At 47.9% G+C, this 20,884-nt stretch carries 16 protein-coding genes and 2 pseudogenes; 12 read left to right on the forward strand and 6 right to left on the reverse strand.

Going from position 1 to position 20,884, the window contains the following annotated elements:
* Positions 1-590 precede the first annotated feature (590 nt).
* Together KDX30_RS29930 and KDX30_RS29935 are read left to right on the forward strand one after the other, a co-directional pair.
* A pseudogene (locus KDX30_RS29930) lies at positions 591-1,322 on the forward strand (PAS domain-containing protein); the annotation flags it as partial.
* A 3-nt stretch (positions 1,323-1,325) separates the two neighbouring features.
* Positions 1,326-1,595: pseudogene (locus KDX30_RS29935) on the forward strand (methyl-accepting chemotaxis protein); the annotation flags it as partial.
* Positions 1,596-1,836: 241 nt separating this feature from the next.
* On the opposite strand, the gene KDX30_RS26220 reads toward KDX30_RS29935, so the two are convergent.
* From KDX30_RS26220 to KDX30_RS26235, 4 genes are all read right to left on the reverse strand, one after another.
* Positions 1,837-2,700 (reverse strand): NgoMIV family type II restriction endonuclease, encoded by an 864-nt coding sequence (locus tag KDX30_RS26220; RefSeq protein ID WP_231677919.1) that lies wholly within the window; start codon positions 2,698-2,700, stop codon positions 1,837-1,839.
* Positions 2,700-3,656 (reverse strand): DNA cytosine methyltransferase, encoded by a 957-nt coding sequence (locus KDX30_RS26225; protein ID WP_099270665.1) that lies wholly within the window; start codon positions 3,654-3,656, stop codon positions 2,700-2,702. Before KDX30_RS26225 ends, KDX30_RS26220 begins: the two co-directional genes overlap by 1 nt.
* 143 nt (positions 3,657-3,799) lie before the next feature.
* Positions 3,800-4,366 (reverse strand): BRO-N domain-containing protein, encoded by a 567-nt coding sequence (locus tag KDX30_RS26230; protein ID WP_231677920.1) that lies wholly within the window; start codon positions 4,364-4,366, stop codon positions 3,800-3,802.
* A gap of 375 nt (positions 4,367-4,741) precedes the next feature.
* The gene (locus KDX30_RS26235; protein WP_406644012.1) at positions 4,742-6,430 is read right to left on the reverse strand and encodes a DNA cytosine methyltransferase; all 1,689 of its coding nucleotides are present in this window, start codon (positions 6,428-6,430) and stop codon (positions 4,742-4,744) included.
* 13 nt (positions 6,431-6,443) lie between these two features.
* Here KDX30_RS26235 and KDX30_RS26240 point away from each other — a divergent pair, with 13 nt between their 5' ends.
* The 8 genes from KDX30_RS26240 to KDX30_RS26275 all read left to right on the forward strand — a co-directional run bounded on the left by KDX30_RS26240 (position 6,444) and on the right by KDX30_RS26275 (position 16,877).
* The gene (locus KDX30_RS26240; protein ID WP_231677922.1) at positions 6,444-6,902 is read left to right on the forward strand and encodes a very short patch repair endonuclease; all 459 of its coding nucleotides are present in this window, start codon (positions 6,444-6,446) and stop codon (positions 6,900-6,902) included.
* A gap of 196 nt (positions 6,903-7,098) precedes the next feature.
* Positions 7,099-9,732, forward strand: a complete 2,634-nt coding sequence (locus tag KDX30_RS26245) for a Z1 domain-containing protein (protein ID WP_231677923.1) — start codon at positions 7,099-7,101, stop codon at positions 9,730-9,732.
* Complete coding sequence (locus KDX30_RS26250; protein ID WP_231677924.1) at positions 9,725-10,720, forward strand: PD-(D/E)XK motif protein; 996 nt, start codon at positions 9,725-9,727, stop codon at positions 10,718-10,720. The genes KDX30_RS26245 and KDX30_RS26250 overlap by 8 nt, the downstream gene beginning before the upstream one ends.
* Complete coding sequence (locus tag KDX30_RS26255; protein WP_231677925.1) at positions 10,717-12,564, forward strand: hypothetical protein; 1,848 nt, start codon at positions 10,717-10,719, stop codon at positions 12,562-12,564. Before KDX30_RS26250 ends, KDX30_RS26255 begins: the two co-directional genes overlap by 4 nt.
* Positions 12,561-13,466 carry a hypothetical protein gene (locus KDX30_RS26260; RefSeq protein WP_231677926.1) on the forward strand — a complete coding sequence of 302 codons (906 nt, stop codon included), beginning with the start codon at positions 12,561-12,563 and terminating at the stop codon, positions 13,464-13,466. Before KDX30_RS26255 ends, KDX30_RS26260 begins: the two co-directional genes overlap by 4 nt.
* On the forward strand, positions 13,463-14,245 hold the full coding sequence (locus KDX30_RS26265; protein ID WP_231677927.1) for a DUF6339 family protein: 783 nt from the start codon (positions 13,463-13,465) through the stop codon (positions 14,243-14,245). The genes KDX30_RS26260 and KDX30_RS26265 overlap by 4 nt, the downstream gene beginning before the upstream one ends.
* A 101-nt stretch (positions 14,246-14,346) precedes the next feature.
* Positions 14,347-15,549 carry a hypothetical protein gene (locus KDX30_RS26270; protein ID WP_231677928.1) on the forward strand — a complete coding sequence of 401 codons (1,203 nt, stop codon included), beginning with the start codon at positions 14,347-14,349 and terminating at the stop codon, positions 15,547-15,549.
* Positions 15,549-16,877, forward strand: coding sequence for a hypothetical protein (locus tag KDX30_RS26275; RefSeq protein ID WP_231677929.1), 1,329 nt, complete (start codon positions 15,549-15,551; stop codon positions 16,875-16,877). The genes KDX30_RS26270 and KDX30_RS26275 overlap by 1 nt, the downstream gene beginning before the upstream one ends.
* A gap of 915 nt (positions 16,878-17,792) precedes the next feature.
* Here the strand turns inward: KDX30_RS26275 and KDX30_RS26280 are convergent.
* Together KDX30_RS26280 and KDX30_RS26285 are read right to left on the reverse strand one after the other, a co-directional pair.
* Positions 17,793-18,422: a hypothetical protein gene (locus KDX30_RS26280; protein ID WP_231677930.1), complete on the reverse strand. Its 630-nt coding sequence runs from the start codon at positions 18,420-18,422 to the stop codon at positions 17,793-17,795.
* Between the two features lie 61 nt (positions 18,423-18,483).
* A complete protein-coding gene (locus KDX30_RS26285) occupies positions 18,484-18,993 on the reverse strand; it encodes a hypothetical protein (RefSeq protein ID WP_231677931.1) in 510 nt (169 codons plus the stop codon).
* A 490-nt stretch (positions 18,994-19,483) separates the two neighbouring features.
* Here KDX30_RS26285 and KDX30_RS26290 point away from each other — a divergent pair, with 490 nt between their 5' ends.
* Both KDX30_RS26290 and KDX30_RS26295 read left to right on the forward strand, forming a co-directional pair.
* Positions 19,484-20,011, forward strand: a complete 528-nt coding sequence (locus tag KDX30_RS26290; protein WP_231677932.1) for a hypothetical protein — start codon at positions 19,484-19,486, stop codon at positions 20,009-20,011.
* Positions 20,012-20,247: 236 nt separating this feature from the next.
* Positions 20,248-20,739, forward strand: coding sequence for a GNAT family N-acetyltransferase (locus KDX30_RS26295; RefSeq protein WP_231677933.1), 492 nt, complete (start codon positions 20,248-20,250; stop codon positions 20,737-20,739).
* Positions 20,740-20,884 lie beyond the last annotated feature (145 nt).

Here is a 20,884-nt window from a genome sequence, read left to right on the forward strand (position 1 = left end):
GCGGTGTATCAGACAGGACGCAATCGCTGCCTCGCGATGCTCGTGAGCTCCTACAGAAAATCATTTCAGGTCAGGGATTGCATTTTGTTTGATAGGAGCCACCCCGGCCGTCCCCCGTGTCGTCTGTTTGCCCCGAGACAGCGTGGTGTCAAAGACATCAGCAAGACGTCCATCACGGTAAGCGAGTTGTGCCTATGGACCTGCAAGGCTGGGAAAAATTTACAGCTTTGCCAAGACATGCCGACATAGTCGCCAAGGTGCCATGGATGCGGCCCGTCACGCTTACCGAGCCCTACAACATGTCCAATATCCCTTTTTTGCGCCGCGACCGTCATGCCCTTCAGCAGCTCCTCGCTGCGATCAAAAGCGGTCAGGCTCCTGATGTCAAAGGTTGCCAAGAGGCACCCGCAGTCCTTGAGGCCTGGGCCGTTCTCGAATCATCGAATAGCAATTCCCGATCGCGCATAAACCAGCTTGAAAACGACCTCGAAGATGCCCGTGAATTACTTCGCGAATCAGCCGCTTCTGCCTCAGCCCATGACATCAGGTTCGACCTGGTAAATCGGGCCTCCAGTGAGGGGCTTTGGGATATGGAGGTTGTCGCCGGCGATCCCGTTAACCCAAAAAACCGCTTCTGGTGGTCGCAGCAATTCCGGAACCTGCTGGGTTTCAATGACGAACGCGATTTCCCAAATGTCCTGGCCAGTTGGGCAGATCGTCTGCATCCACAGGATAAACAAGCGACACTGGATGCCTTTGCGCGTCATCTCAACGACAAGTCAGGGAACACTCCCTACAGGGTTAAAAACCGACTCGCCATGAAAGACGGTTCCTATCGCTGGTTCCACGCTCAAGGCGAAACCCTTCGTGACGACCGAGGCATGCCGATCCGCGTTGCTGGCTCGCTACGTGATATTCACGACCAGTTGCAACGCGATGCAGAACACGACGTCATCATCACCCGGTTTGAACTGGCCAGAGAAATGCTCTCCGATGGCTTGTGGGACATGGAAGTGATTGCTGGCGACCCTGTTAATGCGAAGAACCCTTTCTGGTGGTCCCCTCAGTTCCGACGGCTGCTGGGTTTTGAAACGGTTGAAGAGTTTCCTGATGTTCTGGACAGCTGGGCATCCAGGCTGCACCCGGAAGACAAGGAACGCAGCCTCAACGCGTTCGGTGCTCACCTGAATGACAAGTCGGGCAAGACCCCATTCGACATCGAGTACCGATTGAAGATGAAGAGTGGCGAATATCGTTGGTTCAGGGCTAGAGGCCAGACCCGTCGCGACCCGCACGGCGCTCCGCTTCGCGTGGTGGGTGCGCTCGTGGACATCCACCTGCAACACGAGCAGAAGGCCCTGCGAGACGCAGAAGTCAGGCATCAGCAAACGCTGGAAACCAGCCTGGCCCAGTTGTCGCAAATCGTGGGTACGATCCAAAGCATCGCGAGCCAGACCAACCTCCTGGCCCTCAACGCTGCTATTGAAGCTGCCCGAGCCGGAGAGGCCGGGCGCGGTTTCGCCGTTGTGGCCGACGAAGTTCGTAAACTTGCGACCCGTACCACCGAAGCAACCGAACAAGCGGCCGGCATGATCGCTCGCTAAGCAGCAACGCTTCGCGCTACGACAGGAGAAGGCTGGCCAGCTTTCTCCTGTTTCAACCTTGGGTGCCCGTTGTCAGATCTGCAACGGGCATCCAAGACGTCAACCCCGCCAAACCGCCCGCCACCAACCCAACCACCCCTTACCCCGCACCGAGTCCTCCGGCAACTGCCCATGCGGCAACAACCTCGGCATATCCCGCAGCTTATCTGAATGACAGTGATACCGATCTGAACTAGCTAGCCAAATCCAGCGGCAGATCGCTGATATCTTTCAAGCGCTTGCCATTCACCATAATCGACAGCATTTCCGCAGAATCTTCCATGCCCAACTCTATGAGTGTCGCCTGCAGTTCGTACAACGCAAAGTGATACACGCAATCGATATCGCCTGTACCCAGAGCGATAGAGGCTAAACGACTAGGCGTTGGCTCCGCGGTAACCACCATGATGTTTGGCAGACGGCCCTTTCGGTTTCGCATCAAATTCAGCGCTTCGGAGCGGGCGTTTTGGGCCCTGTCACTTCTGATCGTCCACTTGCAGGAAACGCTCGCGTGCAGAAGCGGCTTGCCGCCAGCGGCAGCCCGTAAACTTGCTCGGGTGCTGACAGAGTCGTCGACCAGAAACTCATTGGCGTTAATCTGCTCGTCGCTCTCCAAACCTCTCACCACAACGATGTCAGGCGTGATCGTGTAATCACTTCCTAACGCTGCGGCAAGCTCCGGGTCCGCTTTCGCAGCTCGGTCCAAAGCGACGAGGTGGGCGTATTGTTCATACTTCGCGATTTCCAGACGGCTGCGACCAGATACCTGATGCACATCCCAATTACCCGGCCGTAGGTGCCCAAGCTTAAGGAACGTGTTCCTTACGTACTCGGCGCAAATACCTTCAAACTCGTGACCCGATGTCTGACCTGCCTGGCGCTCAGCAATCGTCTCAGCTTTCAAAATATCAGCAATGCCTTTGGCGATTGCGATGCTGCTTTTGTTACTGCCATCGGCGTTACTGGGGATACCCTGGTCATTGATGGTAAGTGTGGTCTTGAGCAGTGAAGCGTGGAATTCTTTTCGTGCTTGTAGAAATTCAGCTGTGATCGTCATCAGGCAACTCGTACCAAACGTTTTACGGAAAGCGCTTTGAAAATCTGCTTTGCGACTGCGCAGGCGACGGGAGGAGGGAAGGCATTGCCTATCTGTCGGTAAGCAGCTGTTTTCTTGCCGTGGAACTGCCAGTCATCCGGGAAACCTTGGATGCGCGCAGCCATGCGAGTGGTTAGCCTTGGCATGCCCTCGAAAAACTCGGTGGGAGGCTCATTGGCGATCCCCATTCCGCATACCCCGATAGAGGCCCAGGCTTTCTTGGCTCGGGTTGGCCCCAAATCAGGACCGCCATGCTTTTTAGACCCCCCCACAAGCGTGGGGGCGATGGTGTTGGCTTGCTCCCTCCAGGCATCAGCCCCTCGCCAACCGTCAGCGGCCATCAAATCATGAAGAAGCTCACCTACCGTAGGCGGGGTGATCAACTTGGCTTCTGGCCAAGCGAAGCCTTCAGACAAGTCTTTTCGAATACCCACAAACACAACACGAGGTCTTAGTTGAGTCACCCCGTAATCGGAAGCATTGAGGAGACGCCAACCCGGCACATAACCGAGCTTCTTGAGCTGGGTTTCAACCTTGTTGCGGTAGTCATCGAAAACTGCATCCATCAAGCCGCGCACGTTCTCCAACATCACGGCTTTAGGACGAACCTCATCCACAAGACGCAAAGCTTCAGGGAACAGATCACGCTCATCATCCGCACCCAGCTGTTTGCCTGCCTTGGAGAAAGGGGGGCAGGGTACTCCGCCTGCTACCAGATCAACGCCGAAGTAAGGCAAGCCGTTAAATTGGCGTAGATCCTCTTCCTTTACATTCCACTCCGGACGATTCAAGCGCAGAGTCGCGCAGGCAGGCGGTTCGATTTCTACCAGTACTTCGTGCCCAAAGCCCGCCATTTCGAGGCCAAGAGCTTGACCACCAGCTCCGGCACACATTTCCAATGACGTGAATAGGCTCATCTAGTCTCCTCGCGGGCTCTGTTTAGAGCCGTTTCTTAAAAGTGGGCGATCATATCATGGTGTATGGATGAACAGGGATGCAGCCTGACCAACCACAACCTCTTCGGAAAGCTCGTACAAGACAGCGTCCCATCAACGACTCTTCAGGTAAACCACGCAGCATTCCAAACCGCCCGCCACCACGACAACAACCCCTTACCCCGCACCGAATCCTCCGGCAACTGCCCATGCGGCAACAACCTCGGCATATCCCGCAACCTGATCCACGGCTCACTGCGCCAATTCAACAGACACACCGACAACTCCGGCCATTGCAGCAAGCTCAAACTCGGCGCGTTGTCATTGAGCGGCACACCATCACGCACGCAAGGCACCACCTCATTAGTGATCCAGCGCCGCAACGCGCGCTTCTCCGCATGACAGTGATACACCAGCATCTCGTAGATACCCGACTCACTCACCATCAACTCCTCCTCAGCCCCGTAATGAGCGCCGAGCAAGACAACACGACGCTGATCCTCATCGAGCTTGCGCGTCGTGCGCTCATTCAACGGCCAACTCATCAACCGACTGAAATCCCGTGCGCAGAACCAGACCTGGGATTCGAGTAGGACTGTGCGCAGTGGGCGGTTGTGGCGGTGGAAGGTGGTGGGGATGAGAGGTTCGGGGGTGGGCTGCCTGTGAGGCTGGGATGGATCGAGGTTTTGCATTGTTGTTATCTCTACTTTATTTAGCTTTTTAGGGCTAAGGCGTCGGGAGTTAAGAAACCTCAAAAGTAGAAAAGGCCGGACGTATTCCCCTTGCGGGTCTTGTATTGGTCCACTCCCGACATAGCAAAGATTTTAGGACGCGCAGCCGGAGGCCGCAGGTACAAAAAGCCGCATTTTATCGGAGGCGGACAGGCCGCTACTTTTGAGTTGCTTTGGGCGTTTCTTAGGCGCGGTGCAAGGGTAGGGTGTGGTCGCTGGGTGGGCAAGGAGCAAGGTTGTAGGGCGTTTCTGAAAATACGCCTCGGGGAGTTTCGAATTCGTTCACCTGTCACGCCACGAAGCATTGGCCATTAGCGATGCTCCGTGGCGTAATTGTCAGGCGTGTGCCAAGGAGGAGCCTGCTGACTCAGGCGCCTCTGCATTTGCTTCGTCGGCCGAATTGACCTTGTCAAAAAGTAACCGGAACACAACTCTAGCGATTTTCGAAGCCAAGAGTGGTGGCACTGCATTCCCCACCTGATGGAACTGATCCGTACGGGCGCCTTGAAAGAAGTAATTATCAGGGAAGGTCTGGATTCTGGCAGCTTCCCGAACCGACAGGCTACGACACTGCGTTGGGTCGTAGTGGATGAAGTAATGACCGTCCTTGGAAATATGACTAGTAATCGTAGTAGCTGGACTGTTTTCTAGCTGTACGCGGAATCGATCACTGAAGACACCGCTTTCCCAGTTTTTGTGGTCGGGTGCCAAGCCGTCCAAGTTGAAGTCTTTGTGGCCTTTAGGGGACGTCTTATGGATCTGAGAATAGATCGATGCGAACAGATATCTCCGTAGGTCTTCTGCCATATGCCCTCGGGCTTCGTGATTCAGCCACTGATGCAGGTTTGGGTCGAGATACCAATCGTCTAGTTGCTGGATGCCAGTCGAGCCGTCGGTATTTTGGTTCTCCCTCTTGACTCTTCTACCACCGAAGGTTTGAGGAGCTTCAAAGTTGTTCTGAATATCTCCCAGAGCCTTCCACATTTCTGTGTTGGTGGGGTCTACCTTGCTGCGCAGATATTGGGCTTGGTCAAGGATCACGTTGATCCAATGCTCCTTACTATCTGCCGTCTTGGTCAATCCGCTGCGGAGTCTGGGCAATTTTCGCAATATCTGACCTACAGATACCGATGGCTCACCAAGGGGGAGCTTCACCTGCTTGGTTTCCTTCGGAATATAGTCCTCAGATATACCAAGCAAAATGACCCGATGCCGAGCCTGTGGGATGCCGTAATTTTCAGCTCTGATGATGAAAGCACGTGGGTCAATCTGATCCACGTCATCGCCTGGCGCAAAATGCGCCCCTGTTACCAGCGAGTAGATATGGTACTTCTTGCCTGTACCTCCCTCATGCAGAGCCTGGCTAGGATCTGAAAGGTCTTTCAAAATATTCGAGAAGATCCGCTCGTTATTCACTTTGGACGAGAGTATGCCTTTCACGTTTTCCATCACAAAGATTGCAGGCTGACGCTCTCGAATAATCCGCAGATATTCTTTGTAAAGAAAGTGGCGATGGTCCTCTTCTGCCTTGTAGTCCGCCTTGGCTTGGTTGCGTGAACGTCCGGCGAGCGAATACGCCTGGCAAGGGGGCCCTCCAATCAAAACCCAAGGGCGACTTTGGTCCAGCTTGTCTTTAAGAATCCCATCAAGAATGTCATTTCCCTCTTCACTTCCGAGAGTTATGCATCTCGCTTCTCTGGCAGCTTTCTCCCACAGATCCTTTGTTTCCTCCGAGGGCGAAAAGGTTTCTGAGGGTGAGCCTTTGTTGCAGAAATCATAATATTCAAACAGATGCGTTGGCTTTTGCTTTCTAAGCAATCGATAAAATGCACGCAGTCTCAGCGTCTTCCAAGCCTTCTCATCCTTTTCTGCGGAAACGATTATCTCGAAACGTTTGCCGTCGCCAAACGAAGTGAAACCTTCTCCAAGCCCCCCCGGCCCCGCGAAGAGGTCCACCACCTGTATTGGTTGGGCCAGTTCACCTGTAGGATCTACAGGCCTATCCTCTTGTAAGAAAAAGGTCATTTGGTCTTGGTTCATGGACATAGTCAGTAAAGAAGTAAGGTCTCGCATGATGGCGGGCATCCGCGGCAGTAACACGTCACCAGAAATGAAGGTCAGGCGCCTGCTGCATCGTCACGGCTTTAGATATCGCCTTCACAGGAAGGATCTTCCAGGAAAACCAGATCTGGTGCTTTCACGCTATCGGATTTGCATTTTTGTTCATGGTTGCTTTTGGCACAGACACCCCGGTTGCAGATATGCCACAACCCCCAAAACTCGTGAGGACTTTTGGCGCCTGAAATTCGACCAGAACGTGAGGCGAGATCTCAGAAACAGAGATGAACTGCTGCTGCAAGGGTGGCGTGTCTTCGAGCTATGGGAGTGCGGAATCCGTGGGCCAGAGGCTGATATGAACTGGATTCTTGAAGCTGTGCAGGATTGTAATCAAAAATTTATCTCATGGCCCGCCTTTCCTGCGAAGACAGTTGGTTGAAGAGCGATCGTAATGCTGGTCTCGCGAATGGCACAATGGCATTATCGAGCGAGGTCGTTCGATGGCTTTGACATAATTTTGCACGCGTCGACAGGCCCTCGAACGATGATTCGTGGTGAATCGTTACTCCAAATGCGCAGGCATCTCAAGCTTCTAACGATTGAGATTTATGGATTACTCAGTAAGGACTGCTCACATGGTAAACCCGCAAATTGAGACGTTTGCTCGTCAGATCCGAGAAAAGCTGCCCACCTATGACACTCCTGAGCAGGCTGCCCACGCTGTAAAACAAGACATAGCCAGTATGGGATTTCCCTTTAGCAGTGAAATGGAACTGAATTTACTCAAGGCGCTAGAGCAGGTTGTTGCATCGTTGGAGGATGTCGAAATACTCCGCCGAAACTCGCTAGTCAAAAGCCGAGACGAGTGGTATCGAGGGCCCGGTCAGAAAGACCTGCACTGGCCAGCTCTGAAAGCATATCTTACTAATACGAAAGGGTGGGATGAGACCGCCATTACGTCGATAGACGAGAGTTCATCTGAAGTTGTATCTCTCCTAGCAAATCCAAAAAATGACAGCTTCCGTCATCGGGGCCTGGTAGTTGGATACGTTCAGTCAGGGAAGACGGCTAACATGACGGCGGTGATCGCTAAAGCTGTTGACGCTGGTTACAATCTTATAGTCCTTTTAGGCGGGGTTACCAATAAACTCCGCGCTCAGACTCAGCGTCGTATTGAAAATGACATCGTGAAGCGCCATCGGGATTTATGGCAGCTTTATACAACTGAAGAGGATGACGGGGATTACACATATCCTAAAAATAAACAATTCACACGTCCCTTCAAGGGAGGTGCTCAGCTAGTTGTAATGAAAAAAATCACCTCAAGACTCGAAACTTTCAGGAAAACTATTCTTGATGCAAAAGGCAAGCCGCAAACACCCATAGCTACTTTGAAGAAGCTAAAAGTTCTCCTGATAGATGATGAGTGTGATCAAGCGTCCGTCAACTCTTCAAACAGTGATTATGACATGACGCGAATCAATGAAGAAATCCGTAAAATCATTAGAACATTGCCTGCGGTTTCATATGTCGGCTACACGGCAACTCCTTTTGCAAATGTATTTATCGATCCATATCCCCATAATCAGGAAGAGCTTGACGACTTATATCCTGAAGACTTCATTACCGCTCTTCCTCGATCGGAAGGGTATTTTGGTGCGCGTGAAGTATTTGGTACAGATCCTCTGGATGCAGGTGACGAGACTCCCGAAGAGGCTGGGCGTGCAATGATTCGAGACGTCCCGACAGAAAAGCTAGGCTTATTGAGGCCTCCACGCGCGGGGGACAAAGATACATTTTATCCTCAGATGACGGAAGAGCTTGAAACGGCTATCCTTTGGTTTTTGATTAGTTGTGCAATTCGCAGGTCTAGAAATCAGTCAGATGCGCACATGACTATGCTCGTCCACACCTCGCCTTATATAATTCAACATGAGCGAATGGCGGCACTTATTGCGCGCTGGATAGAAGAACACAAGCATAATATTGTCGCGGGTGCGGGCAATGTTTTTTCTAAAATGGTGCAGGTGTTTAACGAGGAAACGCAGAAGGTTTCTCTAGCGATTAATGTTGCCTCTGTAAGGTCTCTATTACCCTATCTTAAGTCAGCACTGGCTGCGTTGGAAATTGCTGTTGAGAACGGAGAAAGTCTAGAGCGCTTAGACTATACTAAGGAGCCAAAAACATACATCGTCGTTGGCGGAACCGTTTTAGCCCGTGGTTTAACTTTAGAAGGTCTTTCTGTATCATTTTTTCTTCGTATGTCTTTGCAATACGATACGCTACTTCAGATGGGAAGGTGGTTTGGTTATAGGCACGGTTATGAGGACCTGCCTAGGCTTTGGACTACCGCTGATCTGGCGTCTAATTTTAGAGCGTTATCAAGGATTGAGGAAGAGATTCGCGATGATATAATTACCTATAGGAAATATAACGTAACTCCAAGCGAATTTGCAGTTAGAGTTCGTGCTATCCCTGGGATGGCTATTACCGCCGCGTCAAAGATGCGTCACGCGTATCGCAGTAATATTAGTTTTGAGGGGCGTCATATACAGACAATTCGTTTTGATCATCAGAGTCATTCGAAAGTGCAAGGAAACTGGGCGGCAGCTTCCGAGTTTATTAGCGAGATTGCATCGAGATACGGTATAGTAAGCAACCATAAAAGACATTTAGTACGGGGGGTTGGTTTTAAGGATGTAAGACGTTTTCTCGTGGCATATGACATTAGTGAACATCATATGGATTTGAAGAAAAACTTACTGTTAGGCTATATCGACAGCGCCGAACATAGCTTGCAGGCATGGAACGTAGGCGTTATTACTCCGGCGGGCGACAGGAGGTCGGAAAGTGAATTGGGGTCTTTGGGGCATGTAAATGCGGGTCGTCGCTCACAGTTGAGAGATAATGAAAAAGGCTACGCTGATATCAAGGCGCTGATGTCTAAGTCCGATATATTGATTGATGTGGATAATGCAGCCGTTATCTCTGCTAAAGATAGCTGGTCGACAATAAAAAATAATCGACCTCAAATTCCCCTTCTTCTTTTGTATGTAATTGATGGGAAGTCACCTAAACAGCCGGACTCAAAAACGCGCAAAGATTTGGATGCTGTCGGTGATCTTATAGGTATAGGTATAGTATTCCCAGGAACTCCCGATAGGGCAGGAGATTACTTTTCAGTTGAGCTGGATGCGCCTGTACCTGAAAAAAACGAACTAGATGAACAGCTGCTTGCGCAAGCGCTGGAAGATAGCACTTATGAATAAACGGGCAATCGACCGATGGAGGCGGTTAAAATCTTCAGGAGCGGGGGATGGATTGGTTGAGGTTCCCAGCATCGACTCCAATATATCAACAGGATTTGGAACAGCGAGATACGCGATAGGAGAGCAAGGGCAGCCTAGGTTATTAATACCCATAGGTGGCTTTGTATCGAAAAAACTTAAGTCTACCGCGAAACTTTCTTTAAGTACCTCTAGTTTTAAAGTTGCCGGTAAAGGAACTTTGTTTATAGACTTAATGTGTCAAGATCGGACGCTGGATCTAGTATTTGCCGAATTGGCCGAGGAGATATTACGTCGACTGCAAGAGGGGCACCCCCCGGTTAGCGCTGTGGTTGACTCAATAGAGGAATTTAGGCAGCTGCTAAGGGAAGGTGTTCCAACTCTTATTCCCGATCAGAAAATAATGGGGTTGGTCGGAGAGTTAGAGGTCATGCGTCTTCTTGCTTCTTATAACTGCAGAGCTGTAGATACTTGGGTTGGTCCCTTTCAATTACGTCATGATTTTCGGCAAGGGATATATGCATTGGAGGTAAAAGTTTCTGGGCGTTCTGATGCGAAACGTGTATGCATCCACGGTATAGATCAACTCTGCGCTCCAGACGGAGGGGAGCTGCACTTAATACATCTGCTGTTAGAACGCTCTGAAAACGCGCCTTTATCAATAGCCAATATATTTGAGCGTTTACTTCAGGTTGGTGTTGACAAGGAAGCGCTCATTAAAGGATTAATTGCGAACGATTGCCTAGATCCCTACTCCCCGGAGTGGAATCGTCTCTCGTTTACACGTGAGAATTTAAAGGTGTACGCTGTTATCCAAGGGTTTCCTAGGATTGTCGAGTCTAGCTTTTCTTCAAAAAATTCCTTGGTTGGATTATCAGCTTTGGAGTACCAAGTTGATCTAGATCACGCTAAATCCTTTGAGGTTTCAAATGAGAGTTTTGATGCTCTCCTTAGGAGGATTGCGGGATGAGACGACTTGAACACTTTAGCGAGCCATTTTCCAAAACTGGCAATATAGCCGCAGATGGTTACAAACGATTGATGGGATGTCCTACTCAAGACCTTCTTCAGACGCTTCTTCGGGAGTCAATCCAGAACAGTATTGACGCTACAGTTGGCAAATGTGGACCATCTTTGTTAATTCGAGTTCGCACCCTAACCCATGATCAGCGAAAAGTGTTGAGAGATTATGCTTTAGCCGACCTTCCGCTAGATCGCCAAGTGCTAGGTGATATTGATAAAGTTCTCGAACAAGAAAAAATTAAAGTTTTGGAAGTTTGTGATTTCAACACGTCAGGCCTAGGAGGGCCAACGTCAGGAAATGTCGCCCCAGGCGTAGATGAAGTACTAAGTTTTGTAAATTTTTTCCGTAATGTTGGAGTTGCCAAAGATAACCATCATGGCGGAGGGACTTACGGCTATGGTAAAACCTCCCTTTATGCGATGAGTTCTTGCGCCACCATCCTAGTGGACACCCAAGCTACTTACAGAAATAAGCCTGTGCGGAGATTCATGGGGGCTCATTTAGGTTCTGTGTTCGACGCGGAAACAAAATACAAAGAGCATCGACGGTTCACAGGAAGGCATTGGTGGGGAGTGAGTGATGGGGATGATGGTATTGACCCCTTGACGGGAGCTCAGGCGGCTAACTTAGGCCAACTGCTAGGAATGCCCTATAGAGATGAGGAGTCTCCAGGTACATCAATATTGGTGCTTGCTCCTCATCTTGAGGAAGGTGCTGATGCAAGATGCATTGGAGACTATATACAAGAAATTGTCATGCTGAATTTCTGGCCACGGCTTACCCAAACTACTCCAATACAAAAAAAATTAGTAGTGAAAATCGAAATTGAAGGTCAGCAAATATCGCTACCAGCACCTGAAGAGTTTCCACCCTTTGATCTGTTCGCATCAGCTATGGCGGGCTTTAGGAGTGGTACCGACGTTGAAGTCATAAGTAGCGCTAGCCCCAAAAAAAAATTAGGTAGCCTAGTTATAAAGAGGGGGTTACGCGCTGACAGATGTGGATCAGCCCTTAGTAGGCATACAGCAATTCCTAGTCAGGCATCTCATATCGCGTTGATGAGGCCTGTGGAGCTGGTAGTTAAGTATATTGAAGGAGTTCCTTACGCAGATGCGGGCTTTGAATGGGCCGGGGTATTTGTTTGCTCGGACAGTGATGAGGTTGAATCGGCTTTTGCCATGTCGGAACCACCTGCGCATGATGATTGGGTACCAAATAACTTGTCTAGCCGCAACGCTAAAATTTATGTTAAAGGCGCGCTAAGACGTTTGAGTATAGCGGCGAGTAACTATTCAGCACCCATTAATATGGTCGCTTCGGGCGCTGGCGAAACCGGGCCGTCATTGGCAAACACTGCTGCGCGTTTGGGACGATTGTTGGACGGCGTTTCCGCTAGGGGCCCCGGCAAAGCTACTTTACCTCGCACCTCATATGGTCGAAAATCTCTTTCACTTTCGAATCCACGATTTATTTGCCTTGAGGTCAATGAAAGTGAGGAACGTTGTGCAATATTTGAGTCGGAACTTCGAAATGATGGTTCAGATGAACATCTGAAAATTTCGATTACACCTCATTTGGTTGCCGATGGTGCGCCAATCGATGCCAAAGATCTCCCGCCTGGTTATGAAACTAAGCTTTTGAACCTATCTTTCAATGGTATTAAAAGAGCTCATGACACTATGGAGGCTGAAATTGGAATTGAGAGCGGTATTGTTAGAATGTCCATCTCAAGCCTACCCAATGCAGCTGTAGGTGTCAAAATAAGGTTTATGGATAGGGAGTTAAAATGAGTCAACTAGCCTTTCCTTTTTTAGTACTATCCGATGAGGCTGTCGATTTTGATGGTTGGAAAATCGGTCAGCCTAACGAGCCTCTTTTTGACGCTGAAGATGTTTTGGATGGATGGGATTATGAGCAGGATGTACATATAAGTGCCAATTTTACAATAGACTTTATCGTCGTTGCTAATCAGCTGAGAGCCAATGCCAAAGAGGTGAAGCTAAGAATTTCCCTTCTAATAGGTACAGGGTCTGGCAATATGCCCCGGCGGTTAGATCGAATTAAAGAGGTTGTCGTTGACTGGTCAAGTCCTCAGGTTAAATTTGATGTCGTTATACTGGGCAAAAATCTTTCAAGTTACTTGAATCTCAACCTGCAGGTCAGCCTTGATACCATTGGGGGTACGTGTAGCTTATTGTCTCCTACACAACGAGGTTCTCGGCTGTGGTCCAATAATAAACGTGTGTTAATTGAAGATGGTGGTGATGCTAGGTTTCCAATAGAGCTAGCCTCTTTTTCAGAAGTCTATAAAGGCCGATCAGTAGAATCTGCTCCGTGGCTTGCTGAGTGGAATCCGGAGAACCTGCATGCCGATTTTAGTGGCAATGTAAGATTTTATGTGAACTCTGATATTGAAATTTTGGTGGCACGATTTGTCAGCGGTGATCCATTAACTCTACAGGCAATGCTTGGAGATATTATGACTCAGATGATTGAGGGGCTGCTCGACAGTGAAGAACACACTGATTCCAGTGAGTACGAAGTCGGATCTGTCGGCCATCAAGCGAAAGTATGGGTTGAAAACTGCTTCCAAGGACAAAGTGTTGAAAATATTCGCCAGTTACGCTTTTACAGCCCTGGTAAGTTCAAGGCCGCCATACATGCATTGGCTGATTTTGGAGGCAATGAATGATTCGAGTTTCTCTGCTACCTCGCTTAAAGGCCCATGGAGTCGAAATTGTTTTTGAGAAAGTCCGCGGATCGCATGTTCTCACTGCGGAAGCTACTGATCTAGTGACAGAGTATGCATCATTAAAATCTAGCGCTTCTACCGGAGGAACCCAAGCAGATAATGTGTCAATTAGCATTGCTGCGGAACTACGCTCCATCGCAGTGTCAGTGGGTTTTCCGTCCCAATCGAAGCAGGCAAGGTCTCTATTTGATCAGAAAGCCGCAATTTACCTTGCACTGAACAACGACCTAAAATCTGGGGAGGCACTTCGTGACGATGTCTGGGCATTTATGACTTTAGTACTTGCGCCAGATTTAGTAATTTGGCGTTTTCCTGTCAAGGGTGGGCGTGCAACCGAGGACAAGGAAAATGTCGACCCCTTATCAAGATTCAAGGGCGGAGTTAGAAATTCATTTCAACGGCTTTGGGTCCGGGGAACAGTGTTAGATCGTGGAGAAGGTCATATGAAACGCTGGGAACTTATTGAACAGTTAACAGAAGACGCTATGGTTCAGATTTTTGAGCGAGCCTCGATTGGGGGAAACCGGACCTTGGCTTTGGCTTTAGCAGAGGGATGGTTGAGAACCGCATCACAAATAGGTCGAGGACCCATGGAGAACGCCATGCGTTCTGCAACAAAGATTCTTAGGCTGAAAAATCAAGTTATCGACCTTGGTTGTCTGTCACCAGAGGAGCTTGATATGACGGTGAGTGACGCTTTCAGTGTTTCACTTGCGTAAACAAATGACTATAAAATTATATTTTATAGAAATATTCGTGAAATGCTAGAGCTACAATTTTTAAGGGATTTTATTAATTCTGCTTAAACTAGGATGGGAATATGCGTTTCAAAATTTTGAGTGTGAAGGACGAAGGGCAGGCAGTCTGTAATCTCATTGAGTCATCACTTGAAGAATATGTGTCTTCTCTTCCTCAAGACTATGCTTCATATGATGTCCAGCGTGGGATAATAAGTAACTCATATCTAGATAAGTTGGTTCTAACGGTTCTTAATAAAAGTCATATTCCTGCCATCACCCTTGTTCTTGCAGGTAACACGAATCTGGATCTAGGTGATATCAGCGACTTTAGAATTCTCGATGGTTTGCAGCGAACCCACAGGTTAAAAATAATATGTGATACAAAAAAACTGTTGCTTGATAAGGTAGTGCACACGAAAGAGTCTTTGTCTGAATTTCAACTAAAAAAGAAGTACAGAGATGAGCTGGTTTCAATTGGTTCCTCAAGCTATATCTTAATTGAATTAAAAAAATTCTACGACGTCAATGGCGAGCTCGCACTAAAAAGTTGTTTTACTGATAATTATCAGTGGTTTGAGGTCTGGAGTGGTCTTGGACCAACCGAGCAAGTTGAAAAAATGCTGTTACTCAATGCCGGTCATAAACCTGTAAATATAAGACACCAGCTAGAGCTTTTATTCAATAATATGTACTCTTCGCTAACTGAGGTCAAGATAGGGAAGGTTGTTATATCGCGGGAAAAAGAAATATCCTCAACGTCTCACAGTAAGCAGCGTAGCGTAGGGGAGTTTCATTTTTCTCACATAATATCTTCTTTGATATCTTACGTAGAAAAAAAGCCAGTTTCCACTAATTCAGATTTTATAGAAAAAATTCAAAGTGATAAGGAAGGCTATGCAGACTTAATAGATCGGTTTGACTATGAATTCTTGCAGAGCTTTGTGAAAGCTATTTATAGTATCGACCTTGCCGCCGCTGAGCATTTTGGTGATATTGGCATTCAATGGATGGGGCGTGATACATCTTTGACTGCACTTTTTTCTGCCTTGGGTAGTATGTCTTCGAGTACTGATCACTTTGTTAATGAGTGTTCGCAACTAGTCAAAGGTTTTTCCGGAACTAATCTTTCTGAATATTTGCAGGCGCGCAAAACTTTAGACCTGGCAAAGGTGAATATTGGTGGCGTAAGTAAAAGAGTGATTTTTAAGGCTTTTGTGTTGTTTGCTAAAAGTGACTATTCTACTCCAATTGATTGGGTCGCGGCCTTTGAGGAAATACAGTAATGAAAAAAATTGATGCTATATTTTCATCTCTGGTTTCCGTTATAGATAATATTGTCGTTGAAGGCGATGAAGAATACTGGACTGCATTGGATGATTTCGGTAAGCACCAATTTGACGCGCTTAGTGATGAACTGGTCAGCTTAAAAATGGAGGTTCAGCTTAGTCGCGAATCATTGGTTCCGAGTGTAAACTTTTTGAAACTAAGATCCGTTTTTGAAGATTTTAATAGGATTTTCTTTAATTATCCTGGTTTCGTTTTTGCAAAAGTATCATATATTATTTTCGTTGCGGAAAAAATATGTTCATTAATTGATGAGTCTGTCGCCGACGAAGACGTTGACTCCGGTTTTGGCTTTTTTACCTGTTCGTTAGGTTATAGTTGTTCAGCATTTGTCTCTAATGTGAATAATCTTTCTAATAACTTGGCTTGGTTTAATCCGAGTGATAGGGTTTCAATTCAGGAGCTTGTATCCTACGATACCAAACTAGAGTTTTGGTATTGTCTTGCCATGTTTTCCTGTGATTTCGATTTTTCAATTGGTAGTGAAGTGGTTTTTTGTGATAGTAGATGTGTCAATAAGGCGGCGAACGTAGTTTCTCTACTGAAGATGTATATGATTGTCAGTGGTAAGAAAGTTACAAGAACTAATGAGTATTTGGTAGCGCCTAAAAATTCGTCAATTCATGACTACGATCCTAACCTCGCCTACGCCCAGTTTGGTGAGGTTGTTAATATTATGGGAGAATATGTTGATAGAAAGGATGTCTTGTCCAAGTATCTGTCGATCTATCATGTGATAGAGAACTTTATGTTTCGATATCCTATAGTAAGTCTTGAGCGTGCGAAGAACGGGGCTATGTTTTCTATTCGTGATTTCAAGACTCTTTATAAGAATGTCGATACTAAGGAGCATGAGTCTGTTGATTATTTTATGAAGGCTGTTTTTCCTCTGTCCTTTAGTGGCTCAACTATCGGTGAAGAGATATATACATTATGGGAGTCGTTTTTAGTTAAGTATGCTCCTCGATTGGCAGCTGTTGATGATTTCTTGGGTCTACTAGGGTGTAAAAGGGCTAATTATAATAGTGCTAGTTCTCTCAGGCCTTTTTTTTCATCAGTTCTTTATCGGATCAGATGTTCAGTGGTTCATAATAAGGAGACTGAGCATCACATTTCTAGTGATAATTATTCTGAAGGCTGTCGACTGATTTTGGAGGAGTTCTACCTGCCTGCTTTGGAAGAGCTAATTTTTCTTCTGTTATCCAAGGAAAATGACGTGGTTTGGTATCGGTCCGAATCAATAGCTTTGTGGAGTCAAACGGCTTGACTATAATTTAAGTTTTAAGTGCGAGCGTTCGTTTGACGGGTGTCTCGCTCTGTTTTTAGAAGAGCTTTTTCTTATTTTAATCTGTAGGTCTCTAGGTCGTTAATTGATAGTTTGCATTGAGTTTTATTGTCAAAAAACATATCCAAATTAGCCAGGTAAATTATACTGCTCAGCTTTACTTTACTAGCTGCCCATTATTCTACGTTAGTGTTTCGGATTTCTCGCTAGCCAAGTTTAATTCCGTATTTTGATTTTGCTTATGTCACCACCGATCTCAACGAATGCCAGCTCCTTTGCGAAATATGGCTCGGCTCATCAGGCTGTATCAGTGAAGTCTGGCCGCGAGCAGGAGGATAATGCCATCCCCATTCAGAGCTGAGAGGCACACCGCCTCTAAACTTTAGGTCAATGAGCTACCTGGCTACCCGTTAACGTCTAGAAAACTGGGCAAAAGGCTGTATTTATTCCAATAGTGTCTAGAAATAAAGACAAAGGTTGATCGTGGGTCAGAGGCATTTCAGCCCATAACCTCACTTCATCGGAGCTAACGAGGCGCAAGTAAACTGCGACCAACACTTAGCTAGGCATGCCGCATGGCCACGCGACGAATCGGTTTCTCGACTGCTTCCGAGTAGACGCTCGGGAAGACGTTGAAATTGATCACGCTTGGGATGGTGTTGGCGGTTGTGAGTGTTTGCGCCTAGGTATACGAATCTGATTTCCACTTTGGCCTGACGTGGTGGCTGGCGAGCCAGGCGGGCTTTGATGCCCGGCAGAGTCAGGAGATCGCGTGGCATGATGAGTTGACGGCCATTGGGATGCTCGATGCCAAGCACGCCATGATATGGGGCCATTGTTTCTGGGGGATACCGGGTACAGCGCGACCATCAGAGCACATGCCTAGAGAGTAAGTCTTCACTCCGGAATTTCGTTCCACGGATCGTACCGATACTCTTCATCCAGAGGAACGAAATGTACGCCTTTCAAACCGCACCGAGCTGCCTCGTCTACAAAGCGTTTACTGCACACGAGCTCCATTAGCTCAGAGCACCAGAAAATATCTGTTTCTATATTGGTTTTGGTTATGAATTTACTTATCCAGTTGTAGCAATTTGCTTTTGGATAGAATTTGTTGATCGCTGGCTTGCCACTCTCCATGTCTAGTTCCAGACTGTATTCAGATTTGGATTCATCAAGCAGTGATTCCCATTGAGCGCTCAAAAAATAGAAATAGTCCTTGCTTGTCTCTGCGCCATTTGCAAGAAGTACCTTTACTGGCACTGAGCGATATTTCGCTCCTAACGTGTCGCAAAAATTTAGACATTGCTGTGAGACAAGTCGTGTAGGAGAGCCGGAATAGTCCAGGTCTAGGACCTCCACGTCTTTATCTGTTACCCGGAATTCATGGTTTTTTGTAATTGTAAATTTATAGGGGGAGGGGTCGTATGTTGTCCATTCCCAGTCGGCGTTTTCCACACCTTCCAGAAATACCGGACAGCCTTCATCATCGCTTTCATACTCAAGTACGTAAAAATTTGCGCTCATCACATCCGTTTCCCGGTAGCAGTATTAATGGCATTTTCTTAATTTTCGAACCCTCGCTAACTTACACAAGGCGAGAGTCTGATCTCGGTTCTACTGTTCGATTAAATGCTTCTGCTATCGTGTTTAACTGGATATCGAAACCATACAAGGTTTCCCCGTTTTCGTCACGTGTATGGACGCCCGCAATGCTCCCTTTGTACTTGCCAATGGGTACGGGGATTTTCTTCCATCCTGTGTACGTTTCCCACTCCCAAAACACTGCCATATCTGCCAGGTACAAATCATCACAGACGTCTAAGTAAAAATATTTGTCTTCGAACAACACCTTCCTATCGGTAGCCTCTGATGTCTCGTCAATAAAAAAGCGAATGCGATAGCTGCCGTCGTGAATACCCATGATAGGCCACGCCCAACCAAGGTCTAAAATTTCATCGCCTTTATTCGTGGAGGTGAAGGCTTCAAGAATATTTTGCCCATCCTCTATCGCCCCTCCGAATAAGTCCATCAAGCGCGGGTAGACAAATAACACAGCGCCATTGAAGTCGACGTCGATATCGCACTCGTAGATCACTTGCAACCTCCCTTGATAACGCCTGTTTTTCCTACACTGATGTAGGCCTTGATTTTTGATGCCTTCATGGCTAAAAACTCCCGCTCAGGTCATCAGACGTTCCGTCGTTAATTCATCGATTTTCTCTCAAGCAGATCCTTTCCGAGGAGTTTCCCCGCATCACCGGCGCAGCTCTCGCACAGCTATCAGCCGCTTTCGCATTATCTACAGGTTCGATAAGGCAAATGAAGGACAGCTGTATCATAGGGGGAACCGTTGTGTTCATGTCAGGCAGGTATTTCAACAGAAACCGGGGCTTTTTGGGATGTCCTTAACTCTTATCGAAAAAACACAGCAAAGGCGGAGGTTTGCTCATTTTTCTGATTTAAAAAACGATGAGCCTGAAGCATCCACTGCGCTATAGTATAACGCTCCAAGAGGTAGCAAAACTTTCATGAACAAGAGACTTCGAGCCTCCCGAATACACTGGGATTTTTTTAGCGGAATATTAATGTTTTCCGCATTGGCAATGACAATCATTGGCTCGGTTATTTTCTTAAAGCCGGAAGCTGCTGGTGGGGCCATGAGCGGCTTAGGCAATGGGCTTTTTTTCCTTATATGGGTATTTGGCCTCGCAGGTACGGTCATATGCTTCATTGGAAATGCCGCGGGGAAAATAATAATGGCGATAATTGGTTTCGGTTGGTCTTCATTGTCATCAATAGGTGGCTTTATAGCCCACAGATGCGTTGAGAACGATCTGTGTTCTTATGACACGAGCCAACATGTTTGGCTGGCTACGATATGCCTGGTTATCCTCGCCTCGCTACTTCTCTATGACAAGAAAAAGGAAAAAATCGCCCCCGCTGCTAAAACTCTTATAAAGGTACTTGCACGTTCAATGGTCGCTGTATGGGCATGTGTTCTATTGCTTGCTCTTGCAACACTCAACAAGCCACTCCCTCTAGAAATTGATCGAACGGCCCATCCGACGACAGAACAATTTGGTAACCAGGGAGGGGATACAGACAATCCTTAGCCGTGACATTTTTTGGCGATGACTTCGCCGTGGCAGGAGTGCGCAGATCATAAGTCATCCGGGCGATGTGGACTGTGGAGTGACTCCACGCGGTTGCCGTGCGCTCAGTGAGCATCGATATGTCCAGCTCATACGGGCGGTCAACCGGCCGCTGTATGGCGCGCATTTATCAAATCTGTGTCTAACAATCTCCCCTTGACCGCTCTAGCATCGGACGCTCCGCTCAGGTGCATGCGATGAAAGAGATTCCCGGCAACATCGATTTTTCAGGCTTGGCGGCTCGTCGACTAGTACCCGATGACCTTGAGATGATTTGTGTGCACCGTGAAGCGATGTTCCTTGAGGCGGGAAAAGACCCATCGGTGTTGCGGGTGATGACTGAGCACTTCCGGCCCTGGTTGCAGCAGCGCCTGTTCGATGGCCGCTACTACGGTTTTGCGCTGATAGACGCAGAGCAGCCTGTGGCGGCGATAGGTCTGATGAGTGTCGACTGGCCACCTCATCCTTCCCATCCGACCCTGGATCAGCGCGGCTATGTTCTGAACGTTTTCGTCGAACCCTCTCACCGACGCCGGGGTCTGGCTTCAGCCCTGATGAAGTTGGCTGAAGCCGAGTTTGCTCAACGTGGGATGAGTTTCGCCATACTGCACGCGACCATGGTCGGCAAGCCGGTGTATGAAGGGCTGGGTTGGGCGGCTACCTCCGAGATGGCGAAAACACTTTCGTGACGGTCTGTCTCAGGAGTGGGGTCGCCGCTTTCGGTCGTTGATGAAAGGCTGCTTTGGTTCGGCGAAAACAATCGCCAATTCCGGGCGCTACGCCAAGGTGGTGAACCCGATGTTTACTCAGATCGGTGCGCGTATGGCTTCCGCC

It is taken from the genome of Pseudomonas quasicaspiana, assembly GCF_021147825.1.
Taxonomy (GTDB): domain Bacteria; phylum Pseudomonadota; class Gammaproteobacteria; order Pseudomonadales; family Pseudomonadaceae; genus Aquipseudomonas; species Aquipseudomonas quasicaspiana.

What these genes read in the sequence shown, in the direction of transcription:
- KDX30_RS26235 (WP_406644012.1), bottom strand. Translation starts at nt 6,430, where the DNA reads ATGACCTTTTTCTTACAAGAGGATAGGCCTGTAGATCCTACAGGTGAA.
- KDX30_RS26270 (WP_231677928.1), top strand. Translation starts at nt 14,347, where the DNA reads ATGCGTTTCAAAATTTTGAGTGTGAAGGACGAAGGGCAGGCAGTCTGT.
- KDX30_RS26295 (WP_231677933.1), top strand. Translation starts at nt 20,248, where the DNA reads ATGAAAGAGATTCCCGGCAACATCGATTTTTCAGGCTTGGCGGCTCGT.
- KDX30_RS26225 (WP_099270665.1), bottom strand. Translation starts at nt 3,656, where the DNA reads ATGAGCCTATTCACGTCATTGGAAATGTGTGCCGGAGCTGGTGGTCAA.
- KDX30_RS26280 (WP_231677930.1), bottom strand. Translation starts at nt 18,422, where the DNA reads ATGAGCGCAAATTTTTACGTACTTGAGTATGAAAGCGATGATGAAGGC.
- KDX30_RS26290 (WP_231677932.1), top strand. Translation starts at nt 19,484, where the DNA reads ATGTTTTCCGCATTGGCAATGACAATCATTGGCTCGGTTATTTTCTTA.
- KDX30_RS26255 (WP_231677925.1), top strand. Translation starts at nt 10,717, where the DNA reads ATGAGACGACTTGAACACTTTAGCGAGCCATTTTCCAAAACTGGCAAT.
- KDX30_RS26220 (WP_231677919.1), bottom strand. Translation starts at nt 2,700, where the DNA reads ATGACGATCACAGCTGAATTTCTACAAGCACGAAAAGAATTCCACGCT.
- KDX30_RS26250 (WP_231677924.1), top strand. Translation starts at nt 9,725, where the DNA reads ATGAATAAACGGGCAATCGACCGATGGAGGCGGTTAAAATCTTCAGGA.
- KDX30_RS26275 (WP_231677929.1), top strand. Translation starts at nt 15,549, where the DNA reads ATGAAAAAAATTGATGCTATATTTTCATCTCTGGTTTCCGTTATAGAT.
- KDX30_RS26265 (WP_231677927.1), top strand. Translation starts at nt 13,463, where the DNA reads ATGATTCGAGTTTCTCTGCTACCTCGCTTAAAGGCCCATGGAGTCGAA.
- KDX30_RS26245 (WP_231677923.1), top strand. Translation starts at nt 7,099, where the DNA reads ATGGTAAACCCGCAAATTGAGACGTTTGCTCGTCAGATCCGAGAAAAG.
- KDX30_RS26260 (WP_231677926.1), top strand. Translation starts at nt 12,561, where the DNA reads ATGAGTCAACTAGCCTTTCCTTTTTTAGTACTATCCGATGAGGCTGTC.
- KDX30_RS26230 (WP_231677920.1), bottom strand. Translation starts at nt 4,366, where the DNA reads ATGCAAAACCTCGATCCATCCCAGCCTCACAGGCAGCCCACCCCCGAA.
- KDX30_RS26240 (WP_231677922.1), top strand. Translation starts at nt 6,444, where the DNA reads ATGGACATAGTCAGTAAAGAAGTAAGGTCTCGCATGATGGCGGGCATC.